Below are 25,064 nucleotides of genomic sequence, written 5' to 3' on the forward strand. Positions count from 1 at the left end.
CCGGCGCTCAGTGCGGGGCGTGCTGGTTCAGCACCGTGCGTACCCGCTGGAGCAGCTCGCGGCTGGTGAACGGCTTCTCGATCATCACGACGCCGTCGTGCAGCGTGCCGTTGCTGGTGAGCACCGGCTCGGCGTAGCCGGACATGTAGAGCACCGGCGTGCCGGGACGGATCTCGGTGATCCGGGCCGCGGCCTCGTTGCCGGTCATGCCCGGCATGATCACGTCGGTGAGCAGCAGGTCGATCCGCTCCGGGTGGGTCTGGGCGAGGTGGATGGCCTTGGCGCCGCCGTCGGCGGACAGCACCTGGTAGCCGGCCCTGGTCAGGATGCGGCCGGTGATCTGCCGCAGCGCGTCCTCGTCCTCGATCATGAGGATCGTCTCGTGCCCGCGCTCCCCCGTCTCCGGCGCGGCCGGCCGCCCGGTGCCGCCGGTCGACGCCGGCGCGGCGGGCTGGTCCGCGGCCGGCAGCAGGATCGTGACCGTGGTGCCGATGTCGACCTCGGAGTAGAGGTGCACGTCGCCGCCGGCCGCGGTGGCGATGCCGTAGACCGTGGCCAGGCCGAGGCCGGTGCCGGAACCCCGTGGCTTGGTGGTGTAGAACGGCTCCATCGCGCGTTCCACCACCTCGCGCGGCATGCCGCAGCCGGTGTCGCTGACCCGCAGCCGTACGTACCGGCCGGGCTTGAGGTGGTTCCCCGCGACGTCGTCCGGCCCGAGCTCGACGTTGCTGGTGTCGATGAAGAGCGTGCCGCCGGCCGGCATCGCGTCGCGGGCGTTGTCGCACAGGTGCGCCAGCATCTGCTCGAGCCGGCCGGAGTCGGCGTGGACGGTCCACAGGTCCCGGTCGAGCTGGGTGATCAGGTGGACGTCGGAGCCGAGCGCGCGGCGCAGCATCTCCTCGGCGTCGCCGATGACGTGGTTGAGGCTGAGCACCTGTGCCCGGGTGACGTCCCGCCGGCCGAACGCGAGCAGTTGCTTGGTCAGCCCGGTGGCGCGCTCGGCGGCCCGGCGGATGTGGCCGAGGTCGGCCCGGGCGGCGGCGATCTCGTCCGGGCCGAGCGCGGTGGCCTCCTCGAACGTGTCGATCAGCATCTCCGTGTAGTTGCCGATCACGGCCAGGATGTTGTTGAAGTCGTGTGCGACGCCGCCGGCCAGCTTCCCCAGGCTCTCCAGGCGCCGGGCGTTCTGCAGGCGCCGCTCGCCCGCGTCGCGCTCGGCCTGGGCGATCAGGCGGTCGCGTTCCGCCTGCGCGATGAGCCGGTCGGTGACGTCGCGGATGGCCGCGGAGACGACCGTGCCCTCGCCCGTCTCCAGCGCGGAGAGGCTGATCTCGACGGGGAACTCGGAGCCGTCCTTGCGGACGGCCGTGACCGCGGTGCCCGCGCCGAGCCGGCGGGGTACGGGATCGGCGAAGTACCGGGCGCGCAGCCCGGGATGCGCGGCGCGGAACCGCTCGGGGACCAGCATCTCGATGTTGCGGCCGAGCATCTCCTCCCGGTCGTAGCCGAACATCCGTTCCGCCTGTGCGTTGATCAGGGTGACGGTGCCGTCGCGCCGCACACCGACCATGGCGTCCGGCGCCGACTCCAGCAGTTCGTGGAACATCGACTCGGCGCGCTGCCGCTCGGTGATGTCGCGAGAGATGGACGCGACGCCGGCGATCTGGCCCGAGGAATCGAGGATCGGTGACAACGTCAGCGAGACCGTGATGGCGTGGCCGTCCTTGCACCGTCGCTGGAGGTGTTCGAGCTCGATGCGCTCGCCGGCCGCGATCCGGCGCAGCAGGTCCCGCTCGAGCTGCTGCCGGCCGGGCGGCAGCAGCACGGCGGCGTTCCGCCCGATGATCTCCTCGGCGCGGTATCCGTAGATCCGCTCCGCGCCCGCGTTCCAGCTGGTGATCACGCCGTCCAGCGTCTTGCCGATGATCGCGTCGTGCGAGGACTGCACGATGCCGGCCAGTCTCTCCCGCTCGGCCAGCATCGCGGCCCGCTCCGCCAGCGCGGCGGCGTGCGCGGCCAACTCGGTGTACAGCGCCACGTCGTCGTCGGCGAACAGCGTCCGGTACCGGTTGAGCATCACCAGCGCGGCCCGGCCGTGCCGGGTGTCGAACGGCGTCGCGGTCACGAACCGGGTGCCGGACGCGGCGACCAACTCCACCGCGACCGCGGGCGGGTGCGTCCAGCCGGCCAGCGCGTCGATGGTGAGCGGCGGCGCCAGCAGGTCACGGACCTCGCGCTCGTCGACCTCCCGGTCGATCAGCGGCTCCTCCGCGTCGGTCAGCACGCGCGCGCACCCGCCCGCGCCGGGGAACACCACCGCCACCAGGTCGCAGCCGAGCACCTGGCGAGCGCAGCGGCAGTAGTGCTGCCAGGTCCGGGTCGCGGGCGCGTCCGGCGGCGCGGTCAGCATGTGCCGGCTCATCGCGTAGGCGGCGCCGGACGACCAGGAGCGGCGCAGCCAGCGCGGCGGCACGAAGGCCAGCAGGTAGAGCAGGCCGGAGACCAGCGCGAGCAGGCGCGCGTGCACGGCCACGGCCGGACCGCCGGCCATCACCAGCACCGCCGTCCCGAACAGCGCGGTGGCGGCCGCGGCGTACCTCAGCCGGATCCGGGCCGCGCCCGCGCGCCGCCCGGCCTGCGCCGCCAGCAGCCCCGCCGCGAGCACCTCCAGCGCGAAGAACACGCCCGAGGCCGCGCCGATCACCGGCCGCGGCAGCGGGACGTCCCGGGAGAGCAGAACCGGCAGCGCGGTGCCGGCCCAGGCGACGGTCGCGCCGGCCAGCGCCCACCACGGCACCCGCCGCAACCGGCCGACGAGACGCAGCGTGATCACCGGTTTCGCGAACAGCAGCGCGAGGAACACCCGCGTCACCACCGGCGGCACCGACTCGGCGAACACCTGGATCACGCCGAGGACGAACAACAGCGACACGGACGCGAACACCCACATCGCGTCGCGCAACAACGGGTCGCGTCGGCGCAGGTAGCTGAACGCCATCCACCCGAGAATCACCACGTAGACCGTGGTAACCGCTACCAGCGCCATAGCCAGTGCCCCCATCCGATATGGCGATATCAGACAGTCCATCCGCATGTTAGGCCGGGCGAAATCGCTTTCGCGGCGGAAAACAAAAACCGCATAGCACATGGCGGTACGAATGCGTACCGAATTCGTCGGAAGGGCACGGTGCACCGGGCGCGGCCAGCGGCCGTCCCGCCGGAACATACCCCCTGGTCAGTCCGTCAATCCGGCGTCACGGAAGGAGGAGGGCGAGACCGTGCTCGAAGCGCGCGTCGAAGGACTCCTCGGCGAGCGCGGGCAGCAGGCGGCGCAGGGCGGGCCGGTCGCCGGGGTCGAGCGCGCCGGTGGCGCGGGCCGGCAGCGCCTGCTCCTCCTGCACGAGGCCGAGCACGAAGTAGACGATCGCCCACAGCGTCCACACCGCCTCGCGCTCGTCCAGGCCGGCGTCGAGCAGCGCGGCGGCCAGCGCCTCGGCCACGTCCAGCGTGGCGGGCTCGGCCGCGTACGTTCCCGCGACGATCGCGGCGCCGTCGCGGTGGGCGAGCAGCGCGTGGCGGTAGCGGCGGGCGATCTCGACGGCGCGGGCCCGGCCGCCGGCCGGCAGGTCGTCCAGGCGCACGCCGGCCACGATCGCGTCGGCGATCAGCTCCTCCAGCCGGGCCTTGCTCTTCGCGTGCCAGACCACCGTGTTCATCCGGACGCCGAGCCGGGCCGCGATCGCGCGCAGCGAGACGCCGGCGGCGCCCTCGTCACGCAGCACCTCCAGCGCGGCGCGCACCACGTCCGCTTGACTCTTGGTCACCGACCCAGTCTACTGTCTTGGTCACTGACCAAGGAGGAGACATGGACGTCGTCGTGGTGGGTGCCGGGCCGACCGGACTGTGGCTGGCCGGGGAGTTGCGGCTCGGCGGCGCCTCGGTCACCGTGCTGGAATCGCGGCCCGAGCGCGACCGGCACTCCAAGGCGCTCACCGTGCACCCCCGCACGCTGGAGATCTTCGATACGCGCGGCGTCGTGGACCGGTTCCTGGCCGAGGGGCTGCGCGTGCCGAACGGGCACTTCGCCTCGCTGCCGGACCGGCTGGACTTCTCCGTGCTGGACACGCCGTACCCGTACACGCTGGTGCTGCCCCAGGCCCGCACGGAGGAACTGCTGGAGGAGCGCGCCCGCGCGCTCGGCGCGGTGATCCGGCGCGGCGTCCGGGTCGCCGGCCTGGCGCCGGACGGCGTACGCCTGGACGACGGCTCCACGGTCGCCGGGCGGTACGTGGCCGGGTGCGACGGCACGCGCAGCACGATCCGCGACGCGGCCGGCATCGGCTTCCCGGGCACGGACACGACCGTCCGGGGCTGGCTCGCCGACGTGGTGCTGGACGCGCCGCCGGCCGGTGGCGTGCTCACGCTCAGCGGCCCGCACGGCGGCCTGATGGTGGTGCCGATGCCCGGCGGCCTGCACCGCCTGGTCGGCGTGGACGCGCGACCGGCCGATGATCGCGCGCCCACGCTGGACGAGGTGCGGGCGACCGTGCTGCGCGTCGCGGGCACCGACTTCGGCATGCGCGATCCCGACTGGCTGTCCCGGTTCGGCAACGCCGCCCGGCAGGCCGACGCCTATCGCAGGGGACGCGTGCTCCTGGCCGGGGACGCCGCGCACATGCACTTCCCGGCCGGCGGCGTCGGCATGAACGTCGGCATCCAGGACGCGCACAACCTCGGCTGGAAGCTGGCCGCGGTCGCCGGCGGGCGCGCGCCGGACGCGCTGCTGGACACGTACCACGCGGAGCGGCACCCGGTCGGCGCCGAACTGCTGGAGCACACCCGCGCGCAGACCGCGCTGATGACCGCGTACTCCGCGGACGGCCAGGCGCTGCGCCGGGTGCTGAGCGGGCTGATCGCCACCGTGCCCGGCCTGTCCCGCGCGCTGGCCGAACGCCTCTCCGGGCTGTCCGTGACCTACCCGGCCGGGCCGCGGACGCCCGACCGGCCACTGCCGGACGGCGGCACGCTCTTCACCCGGCTGCGGGCCGGCGGGCACGTCGGCACGGTACGCCCGGACGGGCACCCCGCCGGGTGACCGCCCCGGGTCAGCGCGGCGGGGTCAGGCGGTAGATCAGCCCGGCTGCGGGACGTAGCCGAGATCGGTGAGGTCGTCGCTCCCGGTCGTGTCCGGCACGCAGTAGGGCCAGCCCAGCTCCGCGCCGGGCGTGATCCGGGCGACCTGGTCGACCGGGTTCTCGTTGATGTACGCCGGGACCAGTTGTCCGTACTGCCCGGTGTCGTCGCGGAACGGGTACGGCTGGTTGTCGGCCTGGTTGATCGCGCTCCACAGCGTGCCGTCCGGCGCGAAGGCCAGGCCCGAGCCGTTGCGCACCCCGGTGGCGACGGTCCGGTTGCCGGTGCCGTCCAGCCCGGCCCGGGCGATCGTGGCCCGCTCCGGCGTACCGGTGCGGTCGATCGGGTCGTCGTTGGTGCGCGACCCGAGGTTGTAGAAGACCGTGTCGCCGCGGACCACTGGGGTGATCCGGTCGTGTCCGCCGGTGGGCAGGCCGTCCAGGATCACCCGCTGGTTCGACACGGCGCCGCCGGCGTAGTCCCACGCGACGATCCGGCTCCGGTCGCCGAGCACGAGGATGTGGCGGCCGTGCCGGGTCGCGACCGCGATGCCCTGCGGGTGGTTCAGCCCGCCGGCCAGCGTGGTCACCGTGGGGCCCCGCCCGCCGGCCGCCGGGGTGAGCAGCACGAGCGACCGCCCGGCACCGGTGGAGACCAGCAGGCGGCCGTCCGGCGTCCAGGCCGGGCGGCGCGCGCCCGGGACGTTCGCCCAGACCTCGGCGGTCCAGCCCCTGCGCAGGTTCAGCGACCGGCCGGCGGCGGCGCCGGGGTCGACGCCGCCGGCCACGGTCAGCGCCACCGGCGACAGGGCGCCGCCGTGGCCGGGCGCGGCGGCGCCGCCCGCCTGCGGTGCGCCGAGGGCCAGCAGCAGCCCGAGGGACAGCGCCGCGGCGCCCGGGAAGGAGATGCGCATGGCTCCACCTCTCGCCGAGAAGCCGACGCATCGACGATAGTGAACGACTTCGCGCTGCGGGAGGGTTCGCGCATTCCCGCGGCGCGTGTGGGGATGCCCACCTTGCCCCGGAGCCGCGGCCGGTCAATAGTTGGCAGTGCCAAAAGTTCCGAAGGAGGCACCCGAGATGACTCGCTCCGCTCTCTCCCGCCGGGTCGTGGTCCCCGCCGTCACCGGCGCCGTCGTGGCGGCCGCGGCCGCCGTGGCCATCGGCACGACCGTCACGGACCACGACGGCGGGCCGGCCACCGAGCCGGTGGCCGCGGTCGCGCCCGATCACCACCACGGGCCCGGCATCACGTCCGCGCCCGGCGACGCCGAACTCGCGCCGTTCGACCTGGTCAAGACGTCAGTCCGCCGCCAGGGCGACACCGTGGTCTTCACCGAGCAGGTCCGCGGCCGGGCCGGCGCGATCACGCCCACACCGGTCGGCGAGTTCGGCGGCAGCTCCGTGCTCAGCTACGTCTGGCCGGTCTCGCTCGACGCGTCCACGGTCGGGTTCACCGAGGACAGCGGCACGCTCGCGCTGGCCGCCACCAGCCACCCGGACTTCGACGACACGCCGCTGGTCGACGAGAACGGCAACGGCCGCAAGGACGACGACGGCGGCCTCTGGCACGCGCACTGGGTCGTGCTGGTGCCGGACACCACCCGGCCGGACGGCGCGCTGAAGGTCCGCGACATCCTGCCCGGTGAGACGCCCGCGCTGCCGGCGACCTGGCCGGGCGCGCCGATCTACATCGACAGCCCGTCCTACCCGACCACGCTCACCGGGCAGACCGTCCGGATCGCCGTACCGATGCGGGCGCTGGGCTTCCCGGAGTGGTTCTCCTACGACGGCGTCACCGCGGCGCTCAAGGTCCACGCCGACCTGCACGACCCGCTGCTGCGCGTGGAGAACGTCTTCGACGTGGCCTCCGGCGACCTGTCCCTGCCCGGCCGTTTCCGCAAGTGACCCCGCCACCTCCCCCGACCTGGAGTGCGACATGACCGCCAGCTGGCTTCCGTCCCTGATCACCGCGACCCCGGAGGAGGGCTTCGACCTCGCGATCAAGCTCTCCCGGATGGCCGTCAAGAAGACCCAGCCCGACGACGAGGTACGGGCCCGCCTGCGCCCGGTCTACGCCGAGGACCCCACCGCCCTGGTCGCCATCTCGCACGTGGTGGCCGCCAACTTCCAGACCGTGGCCGCGGCCAACGGCTACTGGCGCCCGGCGACCGCTTGAACCCCGCACCGTGCGGCGGCCCGGACGCCCGGGCCGCCGCACGCGGTTCGGGCCGCGGCCGGGACGGCCGGGCGCGCGGCACCGCCGCGGAGCGCCGCCGGCCGGCGCGCCGTGCCGCCGGTTCAGTACGTCGCCCGGCCGCCGCTGATGTCGTAGACCGCGCCGGTGGAGAAGCTGACCCGGTCGGAGGCGAGCCACGCGATCAGCTCGGCCACCTCCTCCGGGCGGCCGACCCGGCGCATCGGGATCAGGCCGGTGATGTGCGCGAGCGCGTCCGGCGCGGTGTGCGCGTTCATCGGCGTCTCGATCACGGCCGGGGCGATCGCGTTGACCAGCACGCCGCTGGTGGCCAGCTCCTTGCCGAGCGACTTGGTGAGCGCGATGACCGCGGCCTTGGACGCGGAGTACGGCGACATGTTCGGGTTGCCGTCCTTGCCGGCCATGCTGGCGAGGTTCACGACGCGCCCCCAGCCGCGGTCCCGCATGCCCGGCACGAACGCGTGGCAGGTGTTGAACGTGCCGTGCACGTTGACCGCGAACGTGCGGTCCCAGCCGTCCCGGTCGATCTCCCACAGCGGCGCGTTCGGCCCGACGATGCCGGCGGAGTTGACCAGGATGTCGACCGCGCCGATCCGGTCCGCGGCGGCGTGCACCGCGCCGGTGTCGCTGACGTCGAGCCGGATGTCCGCGCTCCCGGCCAGGTCCAGCGTGACGACCCGGACGCCGTCCGCGGCCAGCCGGACCGCGGCCGCGGCGCCGAGACCGCTGCATCCGCCGGTGATCACGGCGGTACGGGTGCCGCTCATCGGGACCGCCCTTCGCGTTCGGTGCGGGCCTCGGCCGGCTCGCGCTGGATGATCCTCAGTGGGATTCGCGGGAGACCTGGTCGCCGCTGCCGCCGAGCAGGAAGTCGCAGTCGGCGCCGGTGTCGGCCTGCCCGACCGTGTCGACGTAGAGGCGCTCCCAGCCGCGGACCGGCGCCGCGAACGCCTTCACCATCTCCGGCGCGGGGTCGCGGACGGCCAGCTCGATGTCCGGGATGTCCACGTCCAGCCGCCGGTTCTGCACATCGAGGATGATCATGTCGCCGGTACGGACCTTGCCGAGCGGCCCACCGGCCGCGGCCTCCGGGGTGACGTGCAAGACCACGGTGCCGTACGCGGTGCCGCTCATCCGCCCGTCGCAGACGCGCACCATGTCGCGCACACCCTGCGCGAGCAGCTTGGCCGGCAGCGGCATGTTCGACACCTCCGGCATGCCCGGGTAGCCCTTGGGCCCGCAGCCGCGCAGCACCAGCACGGAGTCCGCGGTCACGTCCAGGTCCGGGTCGTCGAGACGGGCGTGCAGGTCCTCGATGGAGTCGAAGACGACGGCCGGGCCGCGGTGGCGCAGCAGGTGCGGCGACGCAGCCGCCGGTTTGATCACCGCGCCGCCCGGCGCCAGGTTGCCGCGCAGCACCGCGATGCCCGCGTGCGGCCGCAGCGGCCGCTCGCGCGGCCGGATCACCTCGCGGTCGTAGACGCGCGCGTCGCCGAGGTGGTCGACCAGCGGACGGCCGGTCACCGTGAGCGCGGCCGGGTCGAGCAGGTCCCGGACCTCGGCGAGCACCGCGTGCAGCCCGCCCGCGCGATGGAGGTCGTCCATCAGGAACCGGCCCGCCGGTTGCAGGTCGACCAGCAACGGCACGCCCGCGCCGGTACGGTCGAAGTCGTCCTGGGTCAGCGCCACGCCGGCCCGGCCCGCGATCGCCAGCAGGTGCACCACCGCGTTGGTGGAGCCGCCGAGCGCGGCCAGCGCCACGATCGCGTTGAGGAACGAGCCGCGGCTCAGCACGGTGCTGGGCCGGCGGCCGGTGTCGGCCAGCTCGACCGCGAGTTCCCCGGTGGCGTGCGCGGCCTCCAGCAGCCGGCTGTCCGGCGCGGGCGTGCCGGCCACGCCCGGGAGCGTCATGCCGAGCACCTCCGCGAGCAGGCCCATGGTCGACGCCGTACCCATGGTGTTGCAATGGCCCTTGCTCCTGATCATCGACGACTCGGAGCGCTGGAACTCGGCGGCCGACAGCGTGCCCGCCCGCACCTCCTCGCTGAGCTTCCACACGTCGGTGCCGCAGCCGAGCGGGACGCCGCGGAACGTGCCGGTCAGCATCGGGCCGCCGGGCACCACCACCGCGGGCAGGTCGACCGACGCGGCGCCCATCAGCAGCGCGGGGATCGTCTTGTCGCAGCCGCCGAGCAGCACCACCGCGTCGATCGGGTTGGCGCGCAACATCTCCTCGATGGACATCGCGGCCAGGTTGCGCCACAGCATGGCGGTGGGGCGCACCTGCGTCTCGCCGAGCGACATCACCGGCAGGTGCAGCGCGACGCCGCCCGCGCGGTGAATGCCGTCGGCGACGCTGCGGGCCACCTCGGTCAGGTGCGCGTTGCACGGCGTGAGGTCGGACGCGGTGTCCGCGATCGCGATGTGCGGGCGGCCACCGAACGCGTCGGCGGGCAGGCCGCGGCGCATCCAGGCCCGGTGGATGTAGCTGTTGCGGCCGTCTCCGGCGTACCACTGCGCGCTTCGCCGTGCCTGCATGAAGACCCCTTGAGATCAAGGACACTCGATGAGATCGTAACGCTTCACCGACCCTACGGAGCACACGTGATCCCGGCCTACACCGCCCGGCCCGCCGGCACCGGCGTCTTCCAACTCGGCGAGGGCCCCGTCTGGGACCCCGGCCGGCAACGGCTGCTCTGGGTGGACATCGACGGGCACGCCGTGCACGAGGGCACGCTGGACGTGGCCGGCGGGCTGATCACCGAGACCGGCATCCGGCGGTTCGCGGCCGAGGTCGGCGCGGTCGCGGTGGCCGCGTCCGGCGAGCTGATCGTGGCCGAGCGGGAGACGCTGACCCGCGTGGCGCCGGACGGCACCCGCACCGAGCTGGCCCGGGTGCTCCCGCGCGGCACGCCGAGCCGGCTCAACGACGGCGCGGTCGATCCGGCCGGGCGGTTCCTGGTCGGCAGCCTCGGCCCGGGCCGGGAGGTGCTGGTGCGCCTCGACCCCGGCGGCCTCACCACGCTCGACGCCGACCTCCGGCTCTCCAACGGGCTGGCCTGGAGCCCGGCCGGCGACCGGATGTACAGCATCGACACCGTCCCCGGCACGATCTGGGCCCGCGACTACGACGCCGTCACCGGCGCGACCGGCGAGCGGCGGGAGGCGTTTCGCGTCACGGACGGCTCGCCGGACGGCATGTGCGCGGACGTGGAGGGCAACCTGTGGATCGCGGTCTGGGGCGGCGGCCGGGTGGAGCGCCGGACCCCGGACGGCCGGCTGCTGGCCACCGTCACCGTCGGCGCGCCGCACACCACGAGCGCCGCCTTCGCCGGGCCGGACCTGGACGTGCTGGTCATCACCACCGCCGTCGACGGCCCGGCCGAGCCCGACGGCGCGGGGCGGCTGTTCACCGCCCGGGTGGACACCACGGGATTGCCGGTCCCGTACTGGGCGCCCGGCCGGTGATGCGCGCGCTGGTGTTCACCGGCCCGGGTACGGCCGAGGTGCGGCGGGTGCCCGAGCCGGAGGCCGGCGCCGGCGAGGTCGTGGTGGACGTGGAGCGCGTCGGCGTCTGCGGCACCGACGTGGAGCTGTTCACCGGCGAGATGAGCTATCTGCACACCGGCCGCACCACCTACCCGCTGCGTCCCGGGCACGAGTGGGCCGGCACGGTCACGGCGGCCGGGCCGGGCGTGGACCGGTCGTGGGTCGGGCGGCGCGTCACCGGCGACACGATGATCGGCTGCGGGCGGTGCCGGCGCTGCCTCGCCGGCCGTCATCACGTCTGCGGCCGGCTGCGCGAACTCGGCATCTCCGACGGCCTGCCGGGCGCGCTCGCGGAACGGCTGGCCTACCCGGCGGCGTACCTGCGGGCGCTGCCCGGCGCGCTGGACGCGAGCGTGGGCGCGCTGGTCGAGCCGGGCGGCAACGCGCTGCGCGGCGTGGCGGCGGCCGGGGTCGTACCCGGGGAACGGCTCCTGGTCCTGGGCACCGCCACCATCGGGCTGCTCGTCGCGATGTTCGCCCGGGCGCGCGGCGCCGAGGTGCACCTGATGGGGCATCGCGAGGACGGCCTGGCGCTGCCGCGCTCGCTGGGCTTCGCCGACGCCTGGACGCGCGCCACGCTGCCCGCCCTGGCCTGGGACGCGGTGGTGGACGCGTCCAACGCACCGCGGCTGCCCGCGCTCGCACTGGAGCTGGTCGAGCCGGGCCGCCGCGTCGTCTACATCGGACTCGCGGGCTCGCCGAGCACGGTGGACACCCGCGCGATCGCGCTCAAGGACGTCACCGCGGTCGGCGTCCTCGGCGCCTCCGCCGGCCTGGCCGGCACCGTCGCGGCGTACGCGGACGGCTCCGTCGACCCGCGCCCGCTGATCGCCACCACGATCGGCCTCGACGCCCTCGCCGAGGTCCTCGCCGGCCGCCGCCCCGCCGGCGCCGGCCCGGGCCCGAAGATCCTGGTCGATCCTCGGGCCTGAGGGCTACGGCCGGTCGGCGGGCGCGTGCCACCCCGACCGGGCAGGCGGCGCGGCGCGCCGGAGCGGCGAACCGGGCCGAAAGGCCCTGCCGCCGGCGGCCGGGCGGCGGCAGGCTGCCCTGGACGAGGGAGGACGGGCATGCGCCGATGGATCATGGACCGGCTGTACGCGGCGAAGCGCCGGATGTACCCGGACGACCGGCCCGGGCGGCTCGCCCGGCTGCTGAACCGGCTGGACGCGGCGCAGTACGGCGCCGGGCTGCTGACGCCGCGGCGGGCCGTGACGCTGGAGGTCACCGGGCGGCGCAGCGGGCGGCCGATCCCGGTGCCGGTGGTCGTCGCCACGGTCGACGGCGAGCGCTACCTGGTGTCGATGCTGGGCGAGCGCGCCAACTGGGTGCGCAACGTGCGCGCCGCGGGCGGCCGGGCCGTGCTGCGCCGGGGCCGCCGGGAACCGGTGCTGCTCACCGAGGTCCCGGCGGCGCGGCGGCCACCGATCCTGCGCCGCTACCTGCGGCTGGCGCCCGGAGCCCGGCCGCACCTGCCGATCACGGCCGAGACGTCCGAGGCGGAGCTGCGTACCGTGGCCGAGGGTTTCCCGGTCTTCCACGTCACGCGGAGCTGACCAGCACCTCGTCGAGCCCGCGGCGCGGCGTGGCCGGTCCGGGCCGGCCGTACCCGGCGCGGAGGATCACCTGGGCGTACCGCCGGTCTCCGTCGCCGCCGGCGAGGTGCCGCAGCGCCGGTACGTCCAGCGCCTGATTCATCGGCGTGACCACCAGCCCGTGCACGGTCGCGGTGAGCAGCACCCGTTGCAGCGCCTGCCCGGCACGCACCCAGTCGTAGGGGGTGTCCCCGGCCGTGGACAGCACCATCAGGGCCGGGAAGCGCTCGAAGCGCGCCGTCATCCGGCGGCCGAGTTCCGGGTGGCCGAGCCGGAAGTCGCGCAGCGCCAGCCGGTGCCCGGAGTCCTCCGGCGCGAACGCGGCCGCCGGGACGCCGTCCGCGCGCGACGGCGGCCCGCCGGTCCAGGCCGCGATCTCGTTCCGGTAGACCGGGTCGCGCCGCAGCGTCTCCTCCGCCGCCCGGGTGAGCGCCAGCAGGCCGTCCCGGGTGACCGGGTCGCAGACGGTCAGCCTGGCGCCCTCCGCCGCGGCGGCCGCCAGGAGATCCTGCTGGACGCGCCACGGGATCGCGCCGGTCTCCAGCGGCAGCCGGCTGGTGTGCCGCCGGCCGATCGCCGCGGCCAGCCCCAGCACGCTGGCGCCGGGCGGCGCGAACGGCCCGGGCAGCACCGCGACCAGCGCGTCCGGGCGGGCGCGGTCCGGCAGGATGCGCTGCACGGGCAGCCGGCCGCGGGCGCGCATCGCCACCCGCAGGTTGAGCGCGGCGGCGCCGACGCTGATCGCCAGCAGCCGCCCGGCCGGGTCGAGCACGCGCAGCCGGCGCCGGTCGTCGGCCAGCACCTCGATCTCCGGCCCGGGCACGCGGAACCGCCACGGCTGCGTGTTGTGGACCGAGGGCGCCGCGACCGCCGCCGCCAGGCAGGCGTCCAGCGTCTCCGGGGACAGGGCGCCGATCACCGCGGATGCCGGTGCCATGGCTACCGCTCCAACTGGACGCGCGTGCCGAGCACGTCCTCGAGGTCTCCGGCGGCCGTGACCAGCAGCCGGTTCCCGAGATCGGCCAGCGCCCGGGCGACCGCGATCTCGTCGCCGACCTCCGGCACCACCGGCTCGTCCGGATGGACGGCCGCCGAGCCGTGACCGATCAGCTCGTTGCTGATCTCGTCGTACAGCTGCGCCTCGGCGTACGTCCTCCGGTGCGTCTCCCCGATGAGGATCTCCACGTTCCACCGCTTCGTCGCGGACATGACGCCCTCCTTCCTCCCGTCCCCAGGATCGGCGCCACCACACGCGCCGCCCAGGGCCGAAGGACCGCCAGCCCCCGCGAACCGGCCCCCGGCACCTCAGGCGGCGGCGCGATCTCCGGTGCGGCGGCGGCGCAGCGTCGCGTCCCCGAGGGCGGGAGGTACGTACGCGATGTCCAACGGTGCGGCCGAGGGGGCGGGTGCGCATGTGCGGTCCTTCGGTGAGGTGGGATGTCCGCCCCACACTGGCGGCGGCAGGTGACAGGAAGTGACACCTACCGGGGGCAGAATCGGGGGCATGCCGAAGACCTCCGCGCGATTGCTGGCCCTGCTGTCGCTGTTGCAGAGCCGCCGGGACTGGTCCGGTGCGGTGCTGGCCGAGCGGCTCGACATCAGCCTGCGCACCGTGCGCCGCGACGTCGACCGGCTCCGGGAGCTCGGCTACCCGATCGCCGCGGTGAAGGGGCCGGACGGCGGTTACCGGCTCCACGCGGGTACGGAACTGCCGCCGCTGCTGTTCGACGACGAGCAGGCGATCGCGCTCACCGTCGCGTTGCAGGTCGCGGCGACCAGCCGGGGCAGCGGCATCGCGGAGGCGGCCGGGCGGGCGCTGGCCACCGTCCGGCAGGTCCTGCCGTCGCGGCTGCGGCACCGGGTGAACGCGCTCAGCGTCACCGCGGTCGACCGGCCGGTCGCGCGCCCGGCCGCGCCGGTCGGCGGCGACGTGCTCCTGGCGCTCAGCGCCGCCGTGCACGCCCGCGAGGTGCTGCGCTTCGACTACGGCGAGGATCGGCGCCGGGCCGAGCCGCACCACGTCGTCACCTGGGACGGGCGGTGGTACCTGGTCGCCTGGGACCTGGACCGGGAGGACTGGCGCACGTTCCGGGTGGACCGCATCGTGCCCCGCACGCCGAACGGCCCGCGGTTCACGCCGCGCGAGCTGCCCGGCGGCGACGTCGCCAGGTACGTGATCGGCCGGTTCCGCGGCTCCGGCGACGACTCCGGCGACTGGCCCTGCCGCGGCACGGTGATCCTCGACCGGCCCGCCGCGGACGTGGCGCTCTACACGCGTGACGGCCTGGTCGAGGCGCTCGGCCCGGACCGCTGCCGGCTCACGCTCGGCTCCTGGTCCTGGGCGGCCCTGGCCGCCGCGATCGCCCGCTTCGACGCGGACCTCGAGGTGGTCGGCCCGGCCGAGCTGACCGAGGCCTTCGCCCACCTGGCCCGCCGCTTCACCCAGGCCGCGCGGTCCCGGCCGGCGTCCCCGGTCACCTGACCGGCGACGGGCTCGGCGAGCACCGGGCCGGGTCGCTGCAGACCGGGTCCGGGTCGCCGCCACCGCGCGGCAGCAGCAGGACCAGCAGCGCGATCAGCGCGATCAGCGTGCCGGACAGCAGCACCACGGTCCGGCGGCGCGCGGGGCGGGGCGGCGGTGCCGCCGCGGGGGCCGCGGACACCGGGGTACGCAACGGGAACGACGACGAGGGGAGCACCGTGAAGCCCTCCTCGTCGGCCAGGAAGCGGCGGTACGCGTGGCGCGCCTCCCCCAGCGCCACCTCCAGCTCCGCGCGGCCCGGCTCGCCCGCGGTCCCCTCCCGCCAGGCGACGCCGTACAGGAACCGCAGCGGGCGGCCGTGCTCGTCCCGGACCGGCGCTCCCGGCCGTACCCCCGGATCGTCCAGGTCCGCCGAGGTCACGTCGTGGGCCGCGTAGGTGATCCGGAGGCGCACGCCACCGGCCGGCACCGCGACGACCCGCGGCGGATCGTCCGGGGCGAGCGTGCGCAGCGAATCGGTCAGCACGCCGTACGCGCGCGCCTCGACCAGGAAGTCCGGCGCGAGCACGGCGCTGTAGTCGCGCCGCCGCCCGGCCGCGACCAGCACCGGCCATCCGGCCGTCACTCCGCACCGTCCAGCCGGGAGGCGGGCAGCCGGCCCTCCAGCACGTCCACCCGGCTGCGCAGGTCGCGGATCACCCGCCGCTGGGCGAACTGGAAGTCCTCCACCTCGCGCTCGGCCTCGCTCAGCGCCCGCTCGGTGATCGCGTTCCGGGCGTCGGCGCGCGGGCCGTACAGTTCGGCCGCGGCGGCACCGATGAACGCGGTGTAGGGCGCGCTGAACGCGGCGACGCCGCTGGTCACTCGCGCGGCGTGGGCCACCACGAACGCGCCCAGCTCGGCCAGCGCGGCAGCCGGCCCGGCACCGGTGCGGCGGCGGACGGCCTCCATCGCGGCCTCCAGCTTCTGCCGGTCGAGCGCCCGCGCGACCTGCTCGAACACGTCCGGGACGACCGCGGCCAGCGGCACGTCCACGTTGGTCGGGCGCAGCTCGCCGCCGGGCACCTTGGCGACCTCGCCCGCGTCGTCCATCTCGGCGAAGGACGGGCCGACCGCGCTGACCGGGATCAGCCGCACCACCCGGCGGGCGGCGTGCTCGCGCACCAGCTCGCGGAAGCCGCGGTTGGACATCAGCAGCTTGCGGACCGCGCGCAGCCGCGCGTCGTCGTCGACGTCGATGTCGCGCAGCAGGTCCCACTTGGTGATGATGAACGTGACCGGCTTGTCCACGGTCAGCATCCGGTTGATCATCGCGGTCATCGCGTGCTGGAGCCGGACCCGGCCCTCGGGGACGCCGTCGTACCACTGCCGGACCCGGTGGCCGTCGACGATGCCGATCAGCGCGTCGGCGCGCTGGACCTGGGCGTCCAGCTCGGACCACAGGTGCGAGCCGGGTTCCTCGGGCTCCGTGAGGATCTTCCCGGCGTACTCCAGGTAGACCAGGCGCAGCACCGGGCGCAGCTCGCCGGAGGCGGTCCTGGTCCGTACGGTGAAGGTGAACTCGCGGGTGTCCGCCACCGCGGTGCCGGCCGGCCAGTCCCGTGCGGTGTCCTCGACCTGGCTGAACCACTGGTTGAGCAGCGCCACCTCGGCTCGCGGCGCGGTCAGCAGGTACGACCGACCGGCCCACACCTGCATCTCGTGGTACATGCTGGCCAGCAGCAGCGTCTTGCCGGAGCCGCGCGGCCCGAGCGCGGCCACCCGGAACGTCGGCACGCCGGCCTCGTCGCCGCTGACCGGCCGGTCCACCCGCCGCGAGCGCAGCCGGAGGACGACCAGGACGACGGCCGCCAGCAGCACGATCACAAGGAGAAGGCTCATCGGTCGAGCATGGGCGCGCGCACCCGGCCGGACCAGCGCGCCGGTCCGGTCAGCGGACCAGCGTCAGATTTCTGGCGATGTCCGCGGCGGCGCGCCGCACCCGGCCGGTGACCGCGGGCGGGACCGCCGGCGCGACCACGATCGCGGAGAGCGAGGCGACCAGCCGCCCGCCCGGCTCACGGATGCCCACGGCCACGCAGGACAGTCCGGGAACGATGCCCTGATCGATGGCGACGCCCCGGTCGCGGATCGCCGCGCGCGCCCGGCGCCACTCCAGGCCGGACATCGGCGCCGGCGGCCCGGCGTCCTCCCGCTCCGCCAGCAGCAGCTGGCCGGCGGCCGTGACCGGCGGAAACGTCATCAGGCCGAGGTCGAGCAGCATCCGCTCCCTGGCGACCACGGAGGACACGCAGACGATCTCGTGCTCCCGCAGCACCGCCACGCCGACGGTGCAGCCGGTCCGCAGCGCGAGCTCCCGGCACGGCTCGTACGCGGCGCCGCGCAGCCGGCGCACCGGCCGGCGCGGGTCGGTGAGCGCGCTCAGCATCCGGCCGAGCCGGTAGCCGCCGCGCACCCGCTCGACCGCGCCGAGCGCTTCGAGCTGGTCGAGCAGCCGGTACGTGGTCGCCTTCGGCAGGCCGCTGAGCCGCGCGACCGCGGACAGGCCCACCGCGTCCACCTCGGAGAGCGCCTCCAGCAGCTGGAACGCGCCCTCCAGCACGCCGCGCCCGCGCGCCTCGGCCGTCTCCGGTCCGGTCCGATCCATCCGCCTCACCGCATCCGCCGTCGTCGGTCCAGCTCATCGCGGCGGGACGGGGAACCGCCTCCCCCATCAGGACATAATCAGCCGGGGGTACGGTCGGGTCAGCGACCGGCCGGGGCCGTCTCGGCGCGGGTGACGTGCCAGCCGGCCGCGTCCAGCGCCGCCACCGCGGAGCCGGCCGCGGCGGGCGGGACCTCCAGGTGGACGACCAACTCGTCCTCGGCGTGCGGCAGCGGTTCGGCCCGGTCCGCGGTGACGCCGTGCGGCGCCGCCGCGCGGAGCAGGCGGCCCAGCGCGCCCGGCTCCCGGCCGAGCACCACCCGCAGCCGGTCCGGCACCTGGGCCGGCCGGGTGCGGACCGCGCCGGCCGCGCCCCGCTCCAGCACGTCGGTGATCGTGCGCAGCGCGCGCTCGCGCCCGTCCGGGCCGGTCCCGTCCAGGGCGTCGACCGCGGCCGACAGGCGGGCGAGGTCGTCACGCACGTCGCGCAGCACGGCCGCGATCGCGGGCGCGTTCGCGTGGACGATGCCGGTCCACAGCGCCGGGTCACCGGCCGCGATGCGGGTGACGTCCCGCGCCCCCTGGCCGATCAGCGCGTCCGTGCCGGCCGGCGCGTCCCGCAGGCGGGCCGCGGTCAGGCTCGCCATCAGGTGCGGCACGTGCGAGGTGACCGCCACCATGGCGTCGTGCGCGCGGCTGTCCAGCCGGACCGGCACCGCGCCGCACAGCACGGCCAGTGCGGTGGCGTCGTCCAGCGCCGCGGCGCCGGTCCGTCCGGAGGGGGTGAGCACCCAGGTCCGGCCGGCGAAGAGGTCCGCCGTGGCGGCCAGCGGGCCGGACCGCTCCCGGCCGGCCATCGGGTGGCCGCCGACGTACGCGACCGGGTCGGGCGCCAGCCGCAGCGCGTCGCGCTCCGGCCCCGCCTTGACGCCGGCCACGTCGGTGTAGCTGCGCGCCGACCGCCGGTGCTGCGCGTCGCGCAGCACCGGGCCGACGTGGGCGGGCGGCACCGCGATCAGTGCCAGGTCCACCGGGTGCCGGGGCGGCTCGGCCAGGCCCGCGCCGAGCGACTCGGCCACCCGGGCGGCCGTGACGTCGCGGTCGGCGAGGAAGACGGTCACCCCGGCGCGCCGGGCGGCCAGCGCCACCGAGGTGCCGATCAGCCCGGTGCCGATCACCAGCAGGCTGCGTACCATCTCAGGCCTGCGCCGCGGCCTGCTCGCGCTCGACCGCCTCGTACAGCGCCTTGATGTTGTTGGTGCCGAAGGTGCGCGCGCCGCGCCGCTCGATCAGCTCGTAGAACAGCGTGCGCTTCGGGTGGGTGGACGCCGTGAAGATCTGGAGCATCACGCCGGCGTAGTCGCGGTCCGCGAGGATGTTCAGCTCGCGCAGCCGCTCCACCGGCACGCCGACCGAGCCGAGCCGCCCGGGCAGCGCCTCGTAGTACTCCCCCGGCGTGGTGAGGAACGGCACGCCCTGGTCCGCGCAGGTGCGCACGCCGGACACGATGTCCTCGGTACGGAACGCGACGTGCTGCACGCCCGCGCCGTCGTGCGCCTCGATGAACGCGTCGATCTGCCCGGGGTCACGGCTGAGGTCCGGCTCGATGATGGTGAACGTGACGCCGCGGGACGCGCTCTGCACCACCTTGGACCGCATCGCCTGCTTGCCGACGATGATCTGCTCCTCGAACGTCTGCTCGAAGTCGAAGACGTCCCGGTAGCGGCGGATGGCGGGGTCCAGCTCACCGGCGGGCAGGCACACCGCCAGGTGGTCCACCTCCAGCAGCAGGCCGCCGGCCGGTCGCGGCTGCTCCGCGATGAGGCCCGGCGCGAACGGCCCGGCCGGGTCGCGGCGCGAGGTGAAGCGGTGCTCGACGTCGCCGAAGCCGTCCACCGAGGCGAACGTGACCGGCCCGCCCTCGCCGTCGGGCGTGCTGGGCGGCCCGAGCGGCGCCGCGCCGCGCGCGACCGCCTCGGCGAACGCCGCGGCCGCGTCCTCGACCGCGAAGCCGACCGCGGCGATGCCCTCGCCGTGCCGGGCGAGGTAGTCGTGACCGCGGTGGCCGGCGGCCAGCGGCGTGGTCACCAGCAGCGTGATGTCGTGTTGGCGGAGCAGGATGGAGAGCGCGTCGGCCCGACCGGTGTCCGGGCCGCCGCGGCCGTGGACGGCGAAGCCGAAGCCGGTGCACAGCCGCGCCGCCGTCTCCTCCGCGTCCTCGCTGAAGATTTCCAGATGGTCGATCGTACGGATGTCCATGTCTCCGCTCCCTGGCGTCATTGCTCGAGGTCCGGGCGCAGCGCTTCGGCACCGCCCAGGTAGACGTGCCGGATCTCGGTCCGGCCGCGGTCCACGTCGACGTGCGCGAGCAGGCGCACCACCCGGGGCATCGCGCCCGGTACGGCGATCTCGCTCGCGCACAGCAGCGGCACGTCGTCGAGCCCGGCCTTGCGTGCGGCCTTGGCCGGGAACTCGGCGGTCAGGTCCGGCGTCGTGGTGAACAGCACGCTGACCACGTCGGTGCTGGTCAGCTCGTTGCGGGTCATGATCTCGGTGACCAGCTCGACGGTGGCCTCCATGATCCGGGACCGGTCGTCGGCGGACACCTGGACGGCTCCCCGGATGGCGTGCACCGTCATCGGTGCCATCCGGCCGAAGAGTCGGGGTGTGTCATGCGTGCGCCTCTCGTCGGGTCTCCGCGTCGATGAACGCGACCAGGCGGGTGATGCCCTCGTCGATCTCCTCGGGCGACAGGTAGCTGACCGAGAGCCGGATGGCCCGGCGTCCGCCGTCGTCCGGGTGGAAGTAGCGCATCGGCGTCCAGATCACGCCGTACTCCTCCGCGGACCGGGTGAGCGCCGCCTCGTCCGCCTCGAACCCGACCGTCACGCCGAGGAAGAAGCCGCCGGTCGGCTCGTTCCACCGCACGCCCAGCTCGGCGCGGCGCTGCGGGGGCAGCCGGTCGGCGAGCCGGTCGAGCACCCACCGCATGGCGTCGCCGTAGTGGCCGGCCGCCTTGGCGTTCAGCTCGGAGACCCGGCCACCGGCCGCGAGCAGCGCGCCGGCCACCACGGCCTGGCTCAGCGACGAGGTGTTGACCGTCACCATGCTTTTGATCTTCGACAGCTCGTCGGCCAGCAGCCCGGTCCGGCCGTCGTCGCCCACCACGGTCTGGTCGGCCACGGCGAAGCCCACCCGCGCGCCGGGGAACAGCGTCTTCGAGTACGACCCGAGGTGCACCACCGCGCGGTGCCGGTCCAGCGCCTTCAGCGTCGGCACCGGCGCGCCCGGGCTGACCAGCCGGTACGGCGAGTCCTCCAGGATCAGCAGGTCCTCGCGCGCGGCCAGGTCCAGCAGCGCGGCGCGGTCCGCGAGCGACAGCGTGGACCCGGACGGGTTGGCGTGGTCGGGCACCAGGTAGAACGCGCGCGGCCGGCGCCCGGCGGCCCGCTGATCCCGGATCGCCGCCTCCAGGATGGACAGCGAGAACCCCGCCGCCGACTCCGGCACCGGGCAGAGCGTGACGTCCAGCAGCCGGGCGATCCCGGTGATGCCCACGTAGCAGGGGCTGGAGACGAGCAGCACGTCGTCCGGGTCCCGGATCAGCGCGCGGACGGCGAGCATCATCGCCTCCTGCGCGCCGACCGTGACCACGATGGACTCGGGCCGCACGTCGATGCCCTCGTCCCGGCGCAGCGAGTCGGCGATGATCTCGCGGATCTGGCCGGCGGTCGGGCCGTACTGGTAGACCGCCGTGCGCACCTGCTCGGGCGAGGCGCCCCGTTCCGCGAGGTGGTCGAGATAGCGGCGGAGGTGGGTGAGCACCTCTTCGGTCTCGAAGAATCCGTCGTACGGGCGGCCCGGCGCGAATGAGATCGCCTCGGGATAGCGCAGGGTCACCTCGTTGAGGAAGTTCATCGTGTCCAGAACCGGGTCGGAAACGCTGGAATGCAATTCCGACTTACGTAGCACGGATGATCCCACCACAATTCTCCCGGTCGATTCCTCAGCGCTTGTCACTCGGTTCGACAATCGCACGCGTGGCATCGGTGAACAATGCGTCCAACCGACTGTCAGGCCGGTTCTCCGGCGCTGGACGGGGACGGCCGGGCGGGGACGCCGGCCCACGTGTCGTGGTCGATCTTCCGCAGCCGCTCGTCCTCGTTCTCCGTGATGCGCGCGCAGGTGTAGCGCAGCAGCGGCGGCGCCATCACCGACGTGACGATCGCGACCAGCACGACGATCGTGTAGCCGGCGGTGTTCAGGATGCCCAGCCGCAGGCCGGTGAGCGCCACCACCACCTCCACCACGCCCCGGGAGTTCATGCCCGCGCCGATCGCCAGGCCCTCCCAGCGGCTGAGCCGGCTGAGGCGGGCGCCCGCGTACGCCCCGGCGAACTTGCCGAGGATCGCCACCGCCAGCACCACCACCGCGGCGAGCGCCACCCGGGGCTCGGCCAGCGCGGTCAGGTCCATCCGGAACCCGGCCGTGGCCAGGAACAGCGGCGCCAGCACGGTGAGCACGACGGTGCGCAGCGCGGCCAGCTTCGCCTGGTTCGCCGCCCGCGGCAGCCCGACCAGGATGCCGGCCACGAACGCGCCGAAGACCGGCTCCATGTGCAGCGCCTGGGTCATCGCGGCGCCGGTCAGGACGATGACGACCGCGGTGACGATGCTGGGGCCGGGTCCCTCGGCGCGGTCGGCCAGCCGCATCGCCCGGCGCACCAGCGGCCGGCCGGCCAGCACGGCGAGGGCGACGAAGCCGAGCAGGTAGCCGATCGCCTGGAACACGTGCCCGGCGGCCAGCCCGACCGTGGCGGCCATCGACACCACCGACAGCAGGAACCAGCCGACCGCGTCGTCGATCGTGCCGGCCGCCATGGTCAGCTGGCCGATGTCGCGGTGCAGCAGCCGCATGTCGGAGAGCGTCTTGGCGATCACCGGGATGGCCGTCACGCACATCGCCACGGCGATGAAGCCGGCGAACAGCGTCCGGTCCGCCACCGGTGCGCCGCTGATCCAGTCGGCCAGCAGATAGCCGACGCCGAGGCCGAGCACCAGCGGGATGAGCAGGCCGCCCAGGCTGATCCGCGCGGCGGTGGCCTTGCGCCGCCGTACCATCGCGACGTCCAGGTGGGTGCCGGTGAGCCCGACCAGCAGCAGGATGCCGAGCTGGCCGACCGCGTCCAGCAGGTTCATCTGCTGCGCGGCGGACGGGAAGATCCAGCCGGTCAGGCCGGGCAGCAGGTGGCCGAGCAGCGACGGCCCCAGGATGACGCCGGTGGCCAGCTCGCCCACGATGGCCGGCATGCCGACCCGTTCCGCGAGGCTGGCGAGGAGCCGGGCGACCAGCAACAGCGTCACCACGGCGACCAGGAACACGAGCAACTGATGGCCGCCGAGCGACGGGGGCGGCGCGGTGAACGTCATCGGACGGCTCTCCTCGGATAGATCGGGCACCTGCCGGCCCTCCACCGGGTCCGGACCGCCGGCCCGCCCGTCCAACCGATCAACCGGCCGGCGGACATCCACAGTGGAGGGTCATGGAGCGTGCCCGCCCCGCGGCGGGCACGCTCCGGTCACGAGAGGGACGGATTACGACGCGGCCGCCCGCCGCAGGGTGCGGTCGCAGGCGGCCAGGTGGGCGCCGAGTGCCTCGTCGAAGCTCTGCTGGCCGGCCTCGAGCATCAGCTGACGCCGGATCGCCACTTCGCTGCCCGGCATCGCCGCGGCGGCGGCCGCGACCTCGGCCAGCGCGCCGCCCGGCTCCTCGGTGACCACATCGATCAGGCCCGCGGACGCGGCCGCCTCGGCCTCGATCGGCGTGCCGAGCAGCGCCGCACGGCGCAGCCCGCGGGCACCGCCCTGCCGGGCCAGCCGGTACAGCGCCATGCCCGGCCAGGTCGCGTCACCACCGACCGGCACGACCAGGCGCGCGCCCGCGGCCGCGATCCGCACGTCGGCGGCGAGCAGCACGTCCAGCGCGATGCCGCCGCAGTCGCCCGCGGCAACCGCGACGGTCGTCAGGCCGAGCCGCTCCAGCCGGCGAACCGTCCGCTCCCATTTGGTCACCAGCCCGACATCGAGCGTACGCGTCCACCCGGGCAGCGGAGCCCCGGACGCGTACACCACCAGGACTCCCGCGCCGAAATCGTCCTCGGCGCGGTCGCACAGCCGCTGCACCGCCTCGACCTCGGCGGCCGACGGCGGCCGGCTCCCGTCCACGCGCAGCACCAGGTCGTCGACGCCCGCCGCGGTCACCACTGGACCAGCGCCATCTCGATGGTGGAGCCCGGGCCCATGGTCATCAGCACGCCGTAGTCGCCGGGCTCGGTGACGCCCTCCTCGGCCAGCCGCTCGTAGGAGAACAGGAACGAGCCGCTGGAGAGGTTGCCGTGGTCGCGCAGGACGCCGACGGTGTGCCGCACGTCGTGCCGGCTCAGGCCCAGGTTCACCACGACCGCGTCGATCACCTTCTTGCCGCCGGAGTGCACCAGCCAGTGCGCGATGTCGCTGCGGCGCAGGCCCGTGCCGGCGAGCAGGCGGTCGATCACGGTCTCCGCGTTCGCGCCCACCACGTACGGGATCTGCGGGTCGAGGAAGAAGCTGAACCGGCCGAGGTCGCTGTCCCAGTCGTAGCGCATCGCCTCGATCGCCTCGGTGATCAGGAAGCTGGCGAACTTGAGGATGCGCGGTCCCGGCCGGGGCTCGCCGGCGCCGTCGCTGATCAGCGCCACGGCCGCGGCGCCGTCGCCGAACAGGCTGTTGACCACGGCGGTACGCATGCTGCCGTCCAGCGCGTAGGCGGCCGAGCACGCCTCGGTGCAGAGCACGACGCCCAGCTCACCCGGGTGCGCCGCGGACCATCCGGCGACCACGTTGAGCGCGTTGAGACCGGCGTTGCAGCCCATGCCCACGATGTCGGCGCGGCTGCAGTGCGGGTCGATGCCGAGGTCCTTGATGATCCGCGCGCTCAGCCCGGGGGTGAGGAAGCCGGTCGACGTGACGCAGCACAGGTGCCGCAGGTCGGACAGCGAGGCGCCGACGTCCTTCAGGCAGTTCTGCAGCGCCTGGCCGCCCATCTCGATCGCCAGGCGCTCGTGCTTGGCCAGCAGCTCGCCCTGCGGCTCCGGCCGGCGGCGCCCGTCCGCGTCCGGCTCCGGCAGCGTGAGGTGGCGGGCGGCGATGGCGCTGTTCAGATAGACGGACCGCACCTTCGGGTCGTCGATGCCGAGCACGTCGAGCAGCTCGGTCTGGGAGATCGGCGTGCCGGTCGTCGCGGTGCCCACTCCGACCATTCGGGAAATCGCCGGCGCCAGCGTTCCGGCGGGACGTTCGAGGGTGACCGTCATCGGTACATCCACCCCCACATGCGGCGCTTACTGCAGACCAGCTTCTTGACCGACCACGTGGACATTACGCACCTCTCCTGGAATGCCGCGGAT

Annotated in this window: 24 protein-coding genes; 7 read left to right on the plus strand and 17 right to left on the minus strand. The window is 74.7% G+C overall.

Features of this window, described 5'->3' with window-relative positions; genetic code table 11:
- Window positions 1–7: 7 nt before the first annotated feature.
- The gene (locus J2S41_RS18530; RefSeq protein WP_310369137.1) at window positions 8–3,046 is read right to left on the minus strand and encodes a hybrid sensor histidine kinase/response regulator; all 3,039 of its coding nucleotides are present in this window, start codon (window positions 3,044–3,046) and stop codon (window positions 8–10) included.
- 208 nt (window positions 3,047–3,254) lie between these two features.
- Window positions 3,255–3,824, minus strand: coding sequence for a TetR/AcrR family transcriptional regulator C-terminal domain-containing protein (locus J2S41_RS18535; protein WP_310369138.1), 570 nt, complete (start codon window positions 3,822–3,824; stop codon window positions 3,255–3,257).
- Window positions 3,825–3,865: 41 nt separating this feature from the next.
- On the opposite strand from J2S41_RS18535, the gene J2S41_RS18540 reads away from it, so the two are divergent.
- Entirely contained in the window at window positions 3,866–5,095 is a 1,230-nt protein-coding gene (locus tag J2S41_RS18540) for an FAD-dependent monooxygenase (RefSeq protein WP_310369139.1), read from the plus strand.
- A 36-nt stretch (window positions 5,096–5,131) separates the two neighbouring features.
- On the opposite strand, the gene J2S41_RS18545 is transcribed toward J2S41_RS18540, so the two are convergent.
- Window positions 5,132–6,046, minus strand: coding sequence for a PQQ-dependent sugar dehydrogenase family protein (locus J2S41_RS18545; RefSeq protein WP_310369140.1), 915 nt, complete (start codon window positions 6,044–6,046; stop codon window positions 5,132–5,134).
- 166 nt (window positions 6,047–6,212) lie between these two features.
- Here J2S41_RS18545 and J2S41_RS18550 point away from each other — a divergent pair, with 166 nt between their 5' ends.
- Both J2S41_RS18550 and J2S41_RS18555 read left to right on the plus strand, forming a co-directional pair.
- The gene (locus J2S41_RS18550; RefSeq protein ID WP_310369141.1) at window positions 6,213–7,040 is read left to right on the plus strand and encodes a hypothetical protein; all 828 of its coding nucleotides are present in this window, start codon (window positions 6,213–6,215) and stop codon (window positions 7,038–7,040) included.
- Between the two features lie 31 nt (window positions 7,041–7,071).
- Window positions 7,072–7,311 carry a hexameric tyrosine-coordinated heme protein gene (locus J2S41_RS18555; protein ID WP_310369142.1) on the plus strand — a complete coding sequence of 80 codons (240 nt, stop codon included), beginning with the start codon at window positions 7,072–7,074 and terminating at the stop codon, window positions 7,309–7,311.
- Window positions 7,312–7,433: 122 nt separating this feature from the next.
- Here J2S41_RS18555 and J2S41_RS18560 read toward each other — a convergent pair whose 3' ends face one another.
- Both J2S41_RS18560 and J2S41_RS18565 read right to left on the minus strand, forming a co-directional pair.
- Complete coding sequence (locus tag J2S41_RS18560; protein WP_310369143.1) at window positions 7,434–8,117, minus strand: SDR family NAD(P)-dependent oxidoreductase; 684 nt, start codon at window positions 8,115–8,117, stop codon at window positions 7,434–7,436.
- A 55-nt stretch (window positions 8,118–8,172) separates the two neighbouring features.
- Window positions 8,173–9,888, minus strand: coding sequence for a dihydroxy-acid dehydratase (locus tag J2S41_RS18565; RefSeq protein ID WP_310369144.1), 1,716 nt, complete (start codon window positions 9,886–9,888; stop codon window positions 8,173–8,175).
- 66 nt (window positions 9,889–9,954) lie between these two features.
- Between J2S41_RS18565 and J2S41_RS18570 the strand changes: the two genes are divergently transcribed.
- From J2S41_RS18570 to J2S41_RS18580, 3 genes are all read left to right on the plus strand, one after another.
- Window positions 9,955–10,818, plus strand: a complete 864-nt coding sequence (locus tag J2S41_RS18570; RefSeq protein ID WP_310369145.1) for an SMP-30/gluconolactonase/LRE family protein — start codon at window positions 9,955–9,957, stop codon at window positions 10,816–10,818.
- Window positions 10,818–11,831, plus strand: coding sequence for a zinc-dependent alcohol dehydrogenase (locus tag J2S41_RS18575; protein WP_310369146.1), 1,014 nt, complete (start codon window positions 10,818–10,820; stop codon window positions 11,829–11,831). Before J2S41_RS18570 ends, J2S41_RS18575 begins: the two co-directional genes overlap by 1 nt.
- Before the next feature lie 138 nt (window positions 11,832–11,969).
- Entirely contained in the window at window positions 11,970–12,455 is a 486-nt protein-coding gene (locus J2S41_RS18580) for a nitroreductase/quinone reductase family protein (protein WP_310369147.1), read from the plus strand.
- On the opposite strand, the gene J2S41_RS18585 is transcribed toward J2S41_RS18580, so the two are convergent.
- Window positions 12,442–13,431 carry an Acg family FMN-binding oxidoreductase gene (locus tag J2S41_RS18585; RefSeq protein ID WP_310369148.1) on the minus strand — a complete coding sequence of 330 codons (990 nt, stop codon included), beginning with the start codon at window positions 13,429–13,431 and terminating at the stop codon, window positions 12,442–12,444. The genes J2S41_RS18580 and J2S41_RS18585 overlap by 14 nt on opposite strands.
- Window positions 13,432–13,433: 2 nt before the next feature.
- Window positions 13,434–13,703, minus strand: coding sequence for a DUF1876 domain-containing protein (locus J2S41_RS18590; RefSeq protein ID WP_310369149.1), 270 nt, complete (start codon window positions 13,701–13,703; stop codon window positions 13,434–13,436).
- Between the two features lie 295 nt (window positions 13,704–13,998).
- Between J2S41_RS18590 and J2S41_RS18595 the strand changes: the two genes are divergently transcribed.
- The gene (locus J2S41_RS18595; RefSeq protein WP_310369150.1) at window positions 13,999–14,976 is read left to right on the plus strand and encodes a helix-turn-helix transcriptional regulator; all 978 of its coding nucleotides are present in this window, start codon (window positions 13,999–14,001) and stop codon (window positions 14,974–14,976) included.
- Here the strand turns inward: J2S41_RS18595 and J2S41_RS18600 are convergent.
- The 10 genes from J2S41_RS18600 to dpgA all read right to left on the minus strand — a co-directional run bounded on the left by J2S41_RS18600 (window position 14,969) and on the right by dpgA (window position 24,908).
- Complete coding sequence (locus J2S41_RS18600) at window positions 14,969–15,601, minus strand: hypothetical protein (RefSeq protein ID WP_310369151.1); 633 nt, start codon at window positions 15,599–15,601, stop codon at window positions 14,969–14,971. The genes J2S41_RS18595 and J2S41_RS18600 overlap by 8 nt on opposite strands.
- On the minus strand, window positions 15,598–16,857 hold the full coding sequence (locus J2S41_RS18605) for a P-loop NTPase family protein (RefSeq protein ID WP_310369152.1): 1,260 nt from the start codon (window positions 16,855–16,857) through the stop codon (window positions 15,598–15,600). The genes J2S41_RS18600 and J2S41_RS18605 overlap by 4 nt, the downstream gene beginning before the upstream one ends.
- A gap of 49 nt (window positions 16,858–16,906) precedes the next feature.
- Window positions 16,907–17,623 (minus strand): helix-turn-helix domain-containing protein, encoded by a 717-nt coding sequence (locus tag J2S41_RS18610; protein ID WP_310369153.1) that lies wholly within the window; start codon window positions 17,621–17,623, stop codon window positions 16,907–16,909.
- A gap of 98 nt (window positions 17,624–17,721) precedes the next feature.
- Window positions 17,722–18,816: a prephenate dehydrogenase gene (locus J2S41_RS18615; RefSeq protein WP_310369154.1), complete on the minus strand. Its 1,095-nt coding sequence runs from the start codon at window positions 18,814–18,816 to the stop codon at window positions 17,722–17,724.
- A 1-nt stretch (window position 18,817) separates the two neighbouring features.
- A complete protein-coding gene (gene hppD / locus J2S41_RS18620; RefSeq protein WP_310369155.1) occupies window positions 18,818–19,879 on the minus strand; it encodes a 4-hydroxyphenylpyruvate dioxygenase in 1,062 nt (353 codons plus the stop codon).
- A 17-nt stretch (window positions 19,880–19,896) separates the two neighbouring features.
- Window positions 19,897–20,268: a chorismate mutase gene (gene aroH / locus J2S41_RS18625; RefSeq protein WP_310369156.1), complete on the minus strand. Its 372-nt coding sequence runs from the start codon at window positions 20,266–20,268 to the stop codon at window positions 19,897–19,899.
- A 22-nt stretch (window positions 20,269–20,290) separates the two neighbouring features.
- Window positions 20,291–21,667, minus strand: a complete 1,377-nt coding sequence (locus J2S41_RS18630) for an aminotransferase-like domain-containing protein (RefSeq protein ID WP_374728136.1) — start codon at window positions 21,665–21,667, stop codon at window positions 20,291–20,293.
- A 26-nt stretch (window positions 21,668–21,693) separates the two neighbouring features.
- The gene (locus tag J2S41_RS18635; protein WP_310369158.1) at window positions 21,694–23,049 is read right to left on the minus strand and encodes a cation:proton antiporter; all 1,356 of its coding nucleotides are present in this window, start codon (window positions 23,047–23,049) and stop codon (window positions 21,694–21,696) included.
- 165 nt (window positions 23,050–23,214) lie between these two features.
- Window positions 23,215–23,883 carry an enoyl-CoA-hydratase DpgB gene (gene dpgB, locus J2S41_RS18640; protein WP_310369159.1) on the minus strand — a complete coding sequence of 223 codons (669 nt, stop codon included), beginning with the start codon at window positions 23,881–23,883 and terminating at the stop codon, window positions 23,215–23,217.
- Window positions 23,877–24,908, minus strand: coding sequence for a 3,5-dihydroxyphenylacetyl-CoA synthase DpgA (dpgA, locus tag J2S41_RS18645; RefSeq protein ID WP_310369160.1), 1,032 nt, complete (start codon window positions 24,906–24,908; stop codon window positions 23,877–23,879). The genes dpgB and dpgA overlap by 7 nt, the downstream gene beginning before the upstream one ends.
- Between the last annotated feature and the right edge of the window lie 156 nt (window positions 24,909–25,064).

The organism is Catenuloplanes atrovinosus, from assembly GCF_031458235.1.
In the GTDB taxonomy this organism is placed as follows: domain Bacteria; phylum Actinomycetota; class Actinomycetes; order Mycobacteriales; family Micromonosporaceae; genus Catenuloplanes; species Catenuloplanes atrovinosus.

Bases quoted from the DNA above. Each gene is read 5' to 3' on its own strand.
- J2S41_RS18530 (WP_310369137.1), bottom strand. From the start codon at position 3,046: ATGGCGCTGGTAGCGGTTACCACGGTCTACGTGGTGATTCTCGGGTGG.
- J2S41_RS18540 (WP_310369139.1), top strand. From the start codon at position 3,866: ATGGACGTCGTCGTGGTGGGTGCCGGGCCGACCGGACTGTGGCTGGCC.
- J2S41_RS18545 (WP_310369140.1), bottom strand. From the start codon at position 6,046: ATGCGCATCTCCTTCCCGGGCGCCGCGGCGCTGTCCCTCGGGCTGCTG.
- J2S41_RS18550 (WP_310369141.1), top strand. From the start codon at position 6,213: ATGACTCGCTCCGCTCTCTCCCGCCGGGTCGTGGTCCCCGCCGTCACC.
- J2S41_RS18555 (WP_310369142.1), top strand. From the start codon at position 7,072: ATGACCGCCAGCTGGCTTCCGTCCCTGATCACCGCGACCCCGGAGGAG.
- J2S41_RS18560 (WP_310369143.1), bottom strand. From the start codon at position 8,117: ATGAGCGGCACCCGTACCGCCGTGATCACCGGCGGATGCAGCGGTCTC.
- J2S41_RS18565 (WP_310369144.1), bottom strand. From the start codon at position 9,888: ATGCAGGCACGGCGAAGCGCGCAGTGGTACGCCGGAGACGGCCGCAAC.
- J2S41_RS18575 (WP_310369146.1), top strand. From the start codon at position 10,818: ATGCGCGCGCTGGTGTTCACCGGCCCGGGTACGGCCGAGGTGCGGCGG.
- J2S41_RS18580 (WP_310369147.1), top strand. From the start codon at position 11,970: ATGCGCCGATGGATCATGGACCGGCTGTACGCGGCGAAGCGCCGGATG.
- J2S41_RS18585 (WP_310369148.1), bottom strand. From the start codon at position 13,431: ATGGCACCGGCATCCGCGGTGATCGGCGCCCTGTCCCCGGAGACGCTG.
- J2S41_RS18590 (WP_310369149.1), bottom strand. From the start codon at position 13,703: ATGTCCGCGACGAAGCGGTGGAACGTGGAGATCCTCATCGGGGAGACG.
- J2S41_RS18595 (WP_310369150.1), top strand. From the start codon at position 13,999: ATGCCGAAGACCTCCGCGCGATTGCTGGCCCTGCTGTCGCTGTTGCAG.
- J2S41_RS18605 (WP_310369152.1), bottom strand. From the start codon at position 16,857: ATGAGCCTTCTCCTTGTGATCGTGCTGCTGGCGGCCGTCGTCCTGGTC.
- J2S41_RS18610 (WP_310369153.1), bottom strand. From the start codon at position 17,623: ATGGATCGGACCGGACCGGAGACGGCCGAGGCGCGCGGGCGCGGCGTG.
- J2S41_RS18615 (WP_310369154.1), bottom strand. From the start codon at position 18,816: ATGGTACGCAGCCTGCTGGTGATCGGCACCGGGCTGATCGGCACCTCG.
- hppD (WP_310369155.1), bottom strand. From the start codon at position 19,879: ATGGACATCCGTACGATCGACCATCTGGAAATCTTCAGCGAGGACGCG.
- aroH (WP_310369156.1), bottom strand. From the start codon at position 20,268: ATGGCACCGATGACGGTGCACGCCATCCGGGGAGCCGTCCAGGTGTCC.
- J2S41_RS18630 (WP_374728136.1), bottom strand. From the start codon at position 21,667: ATGCCACGCGTGCGATTGTCGAACCGAGTGACAAGCGCTGAGGAATCG.
- J2S41_RS18635 (WP_310369158.1), bottom strand. From the start codon at position 23,049: ATGACGTTCACCGCGCCGCCCCCGTCGCTCGGCGGCCATCAGTTGCTC.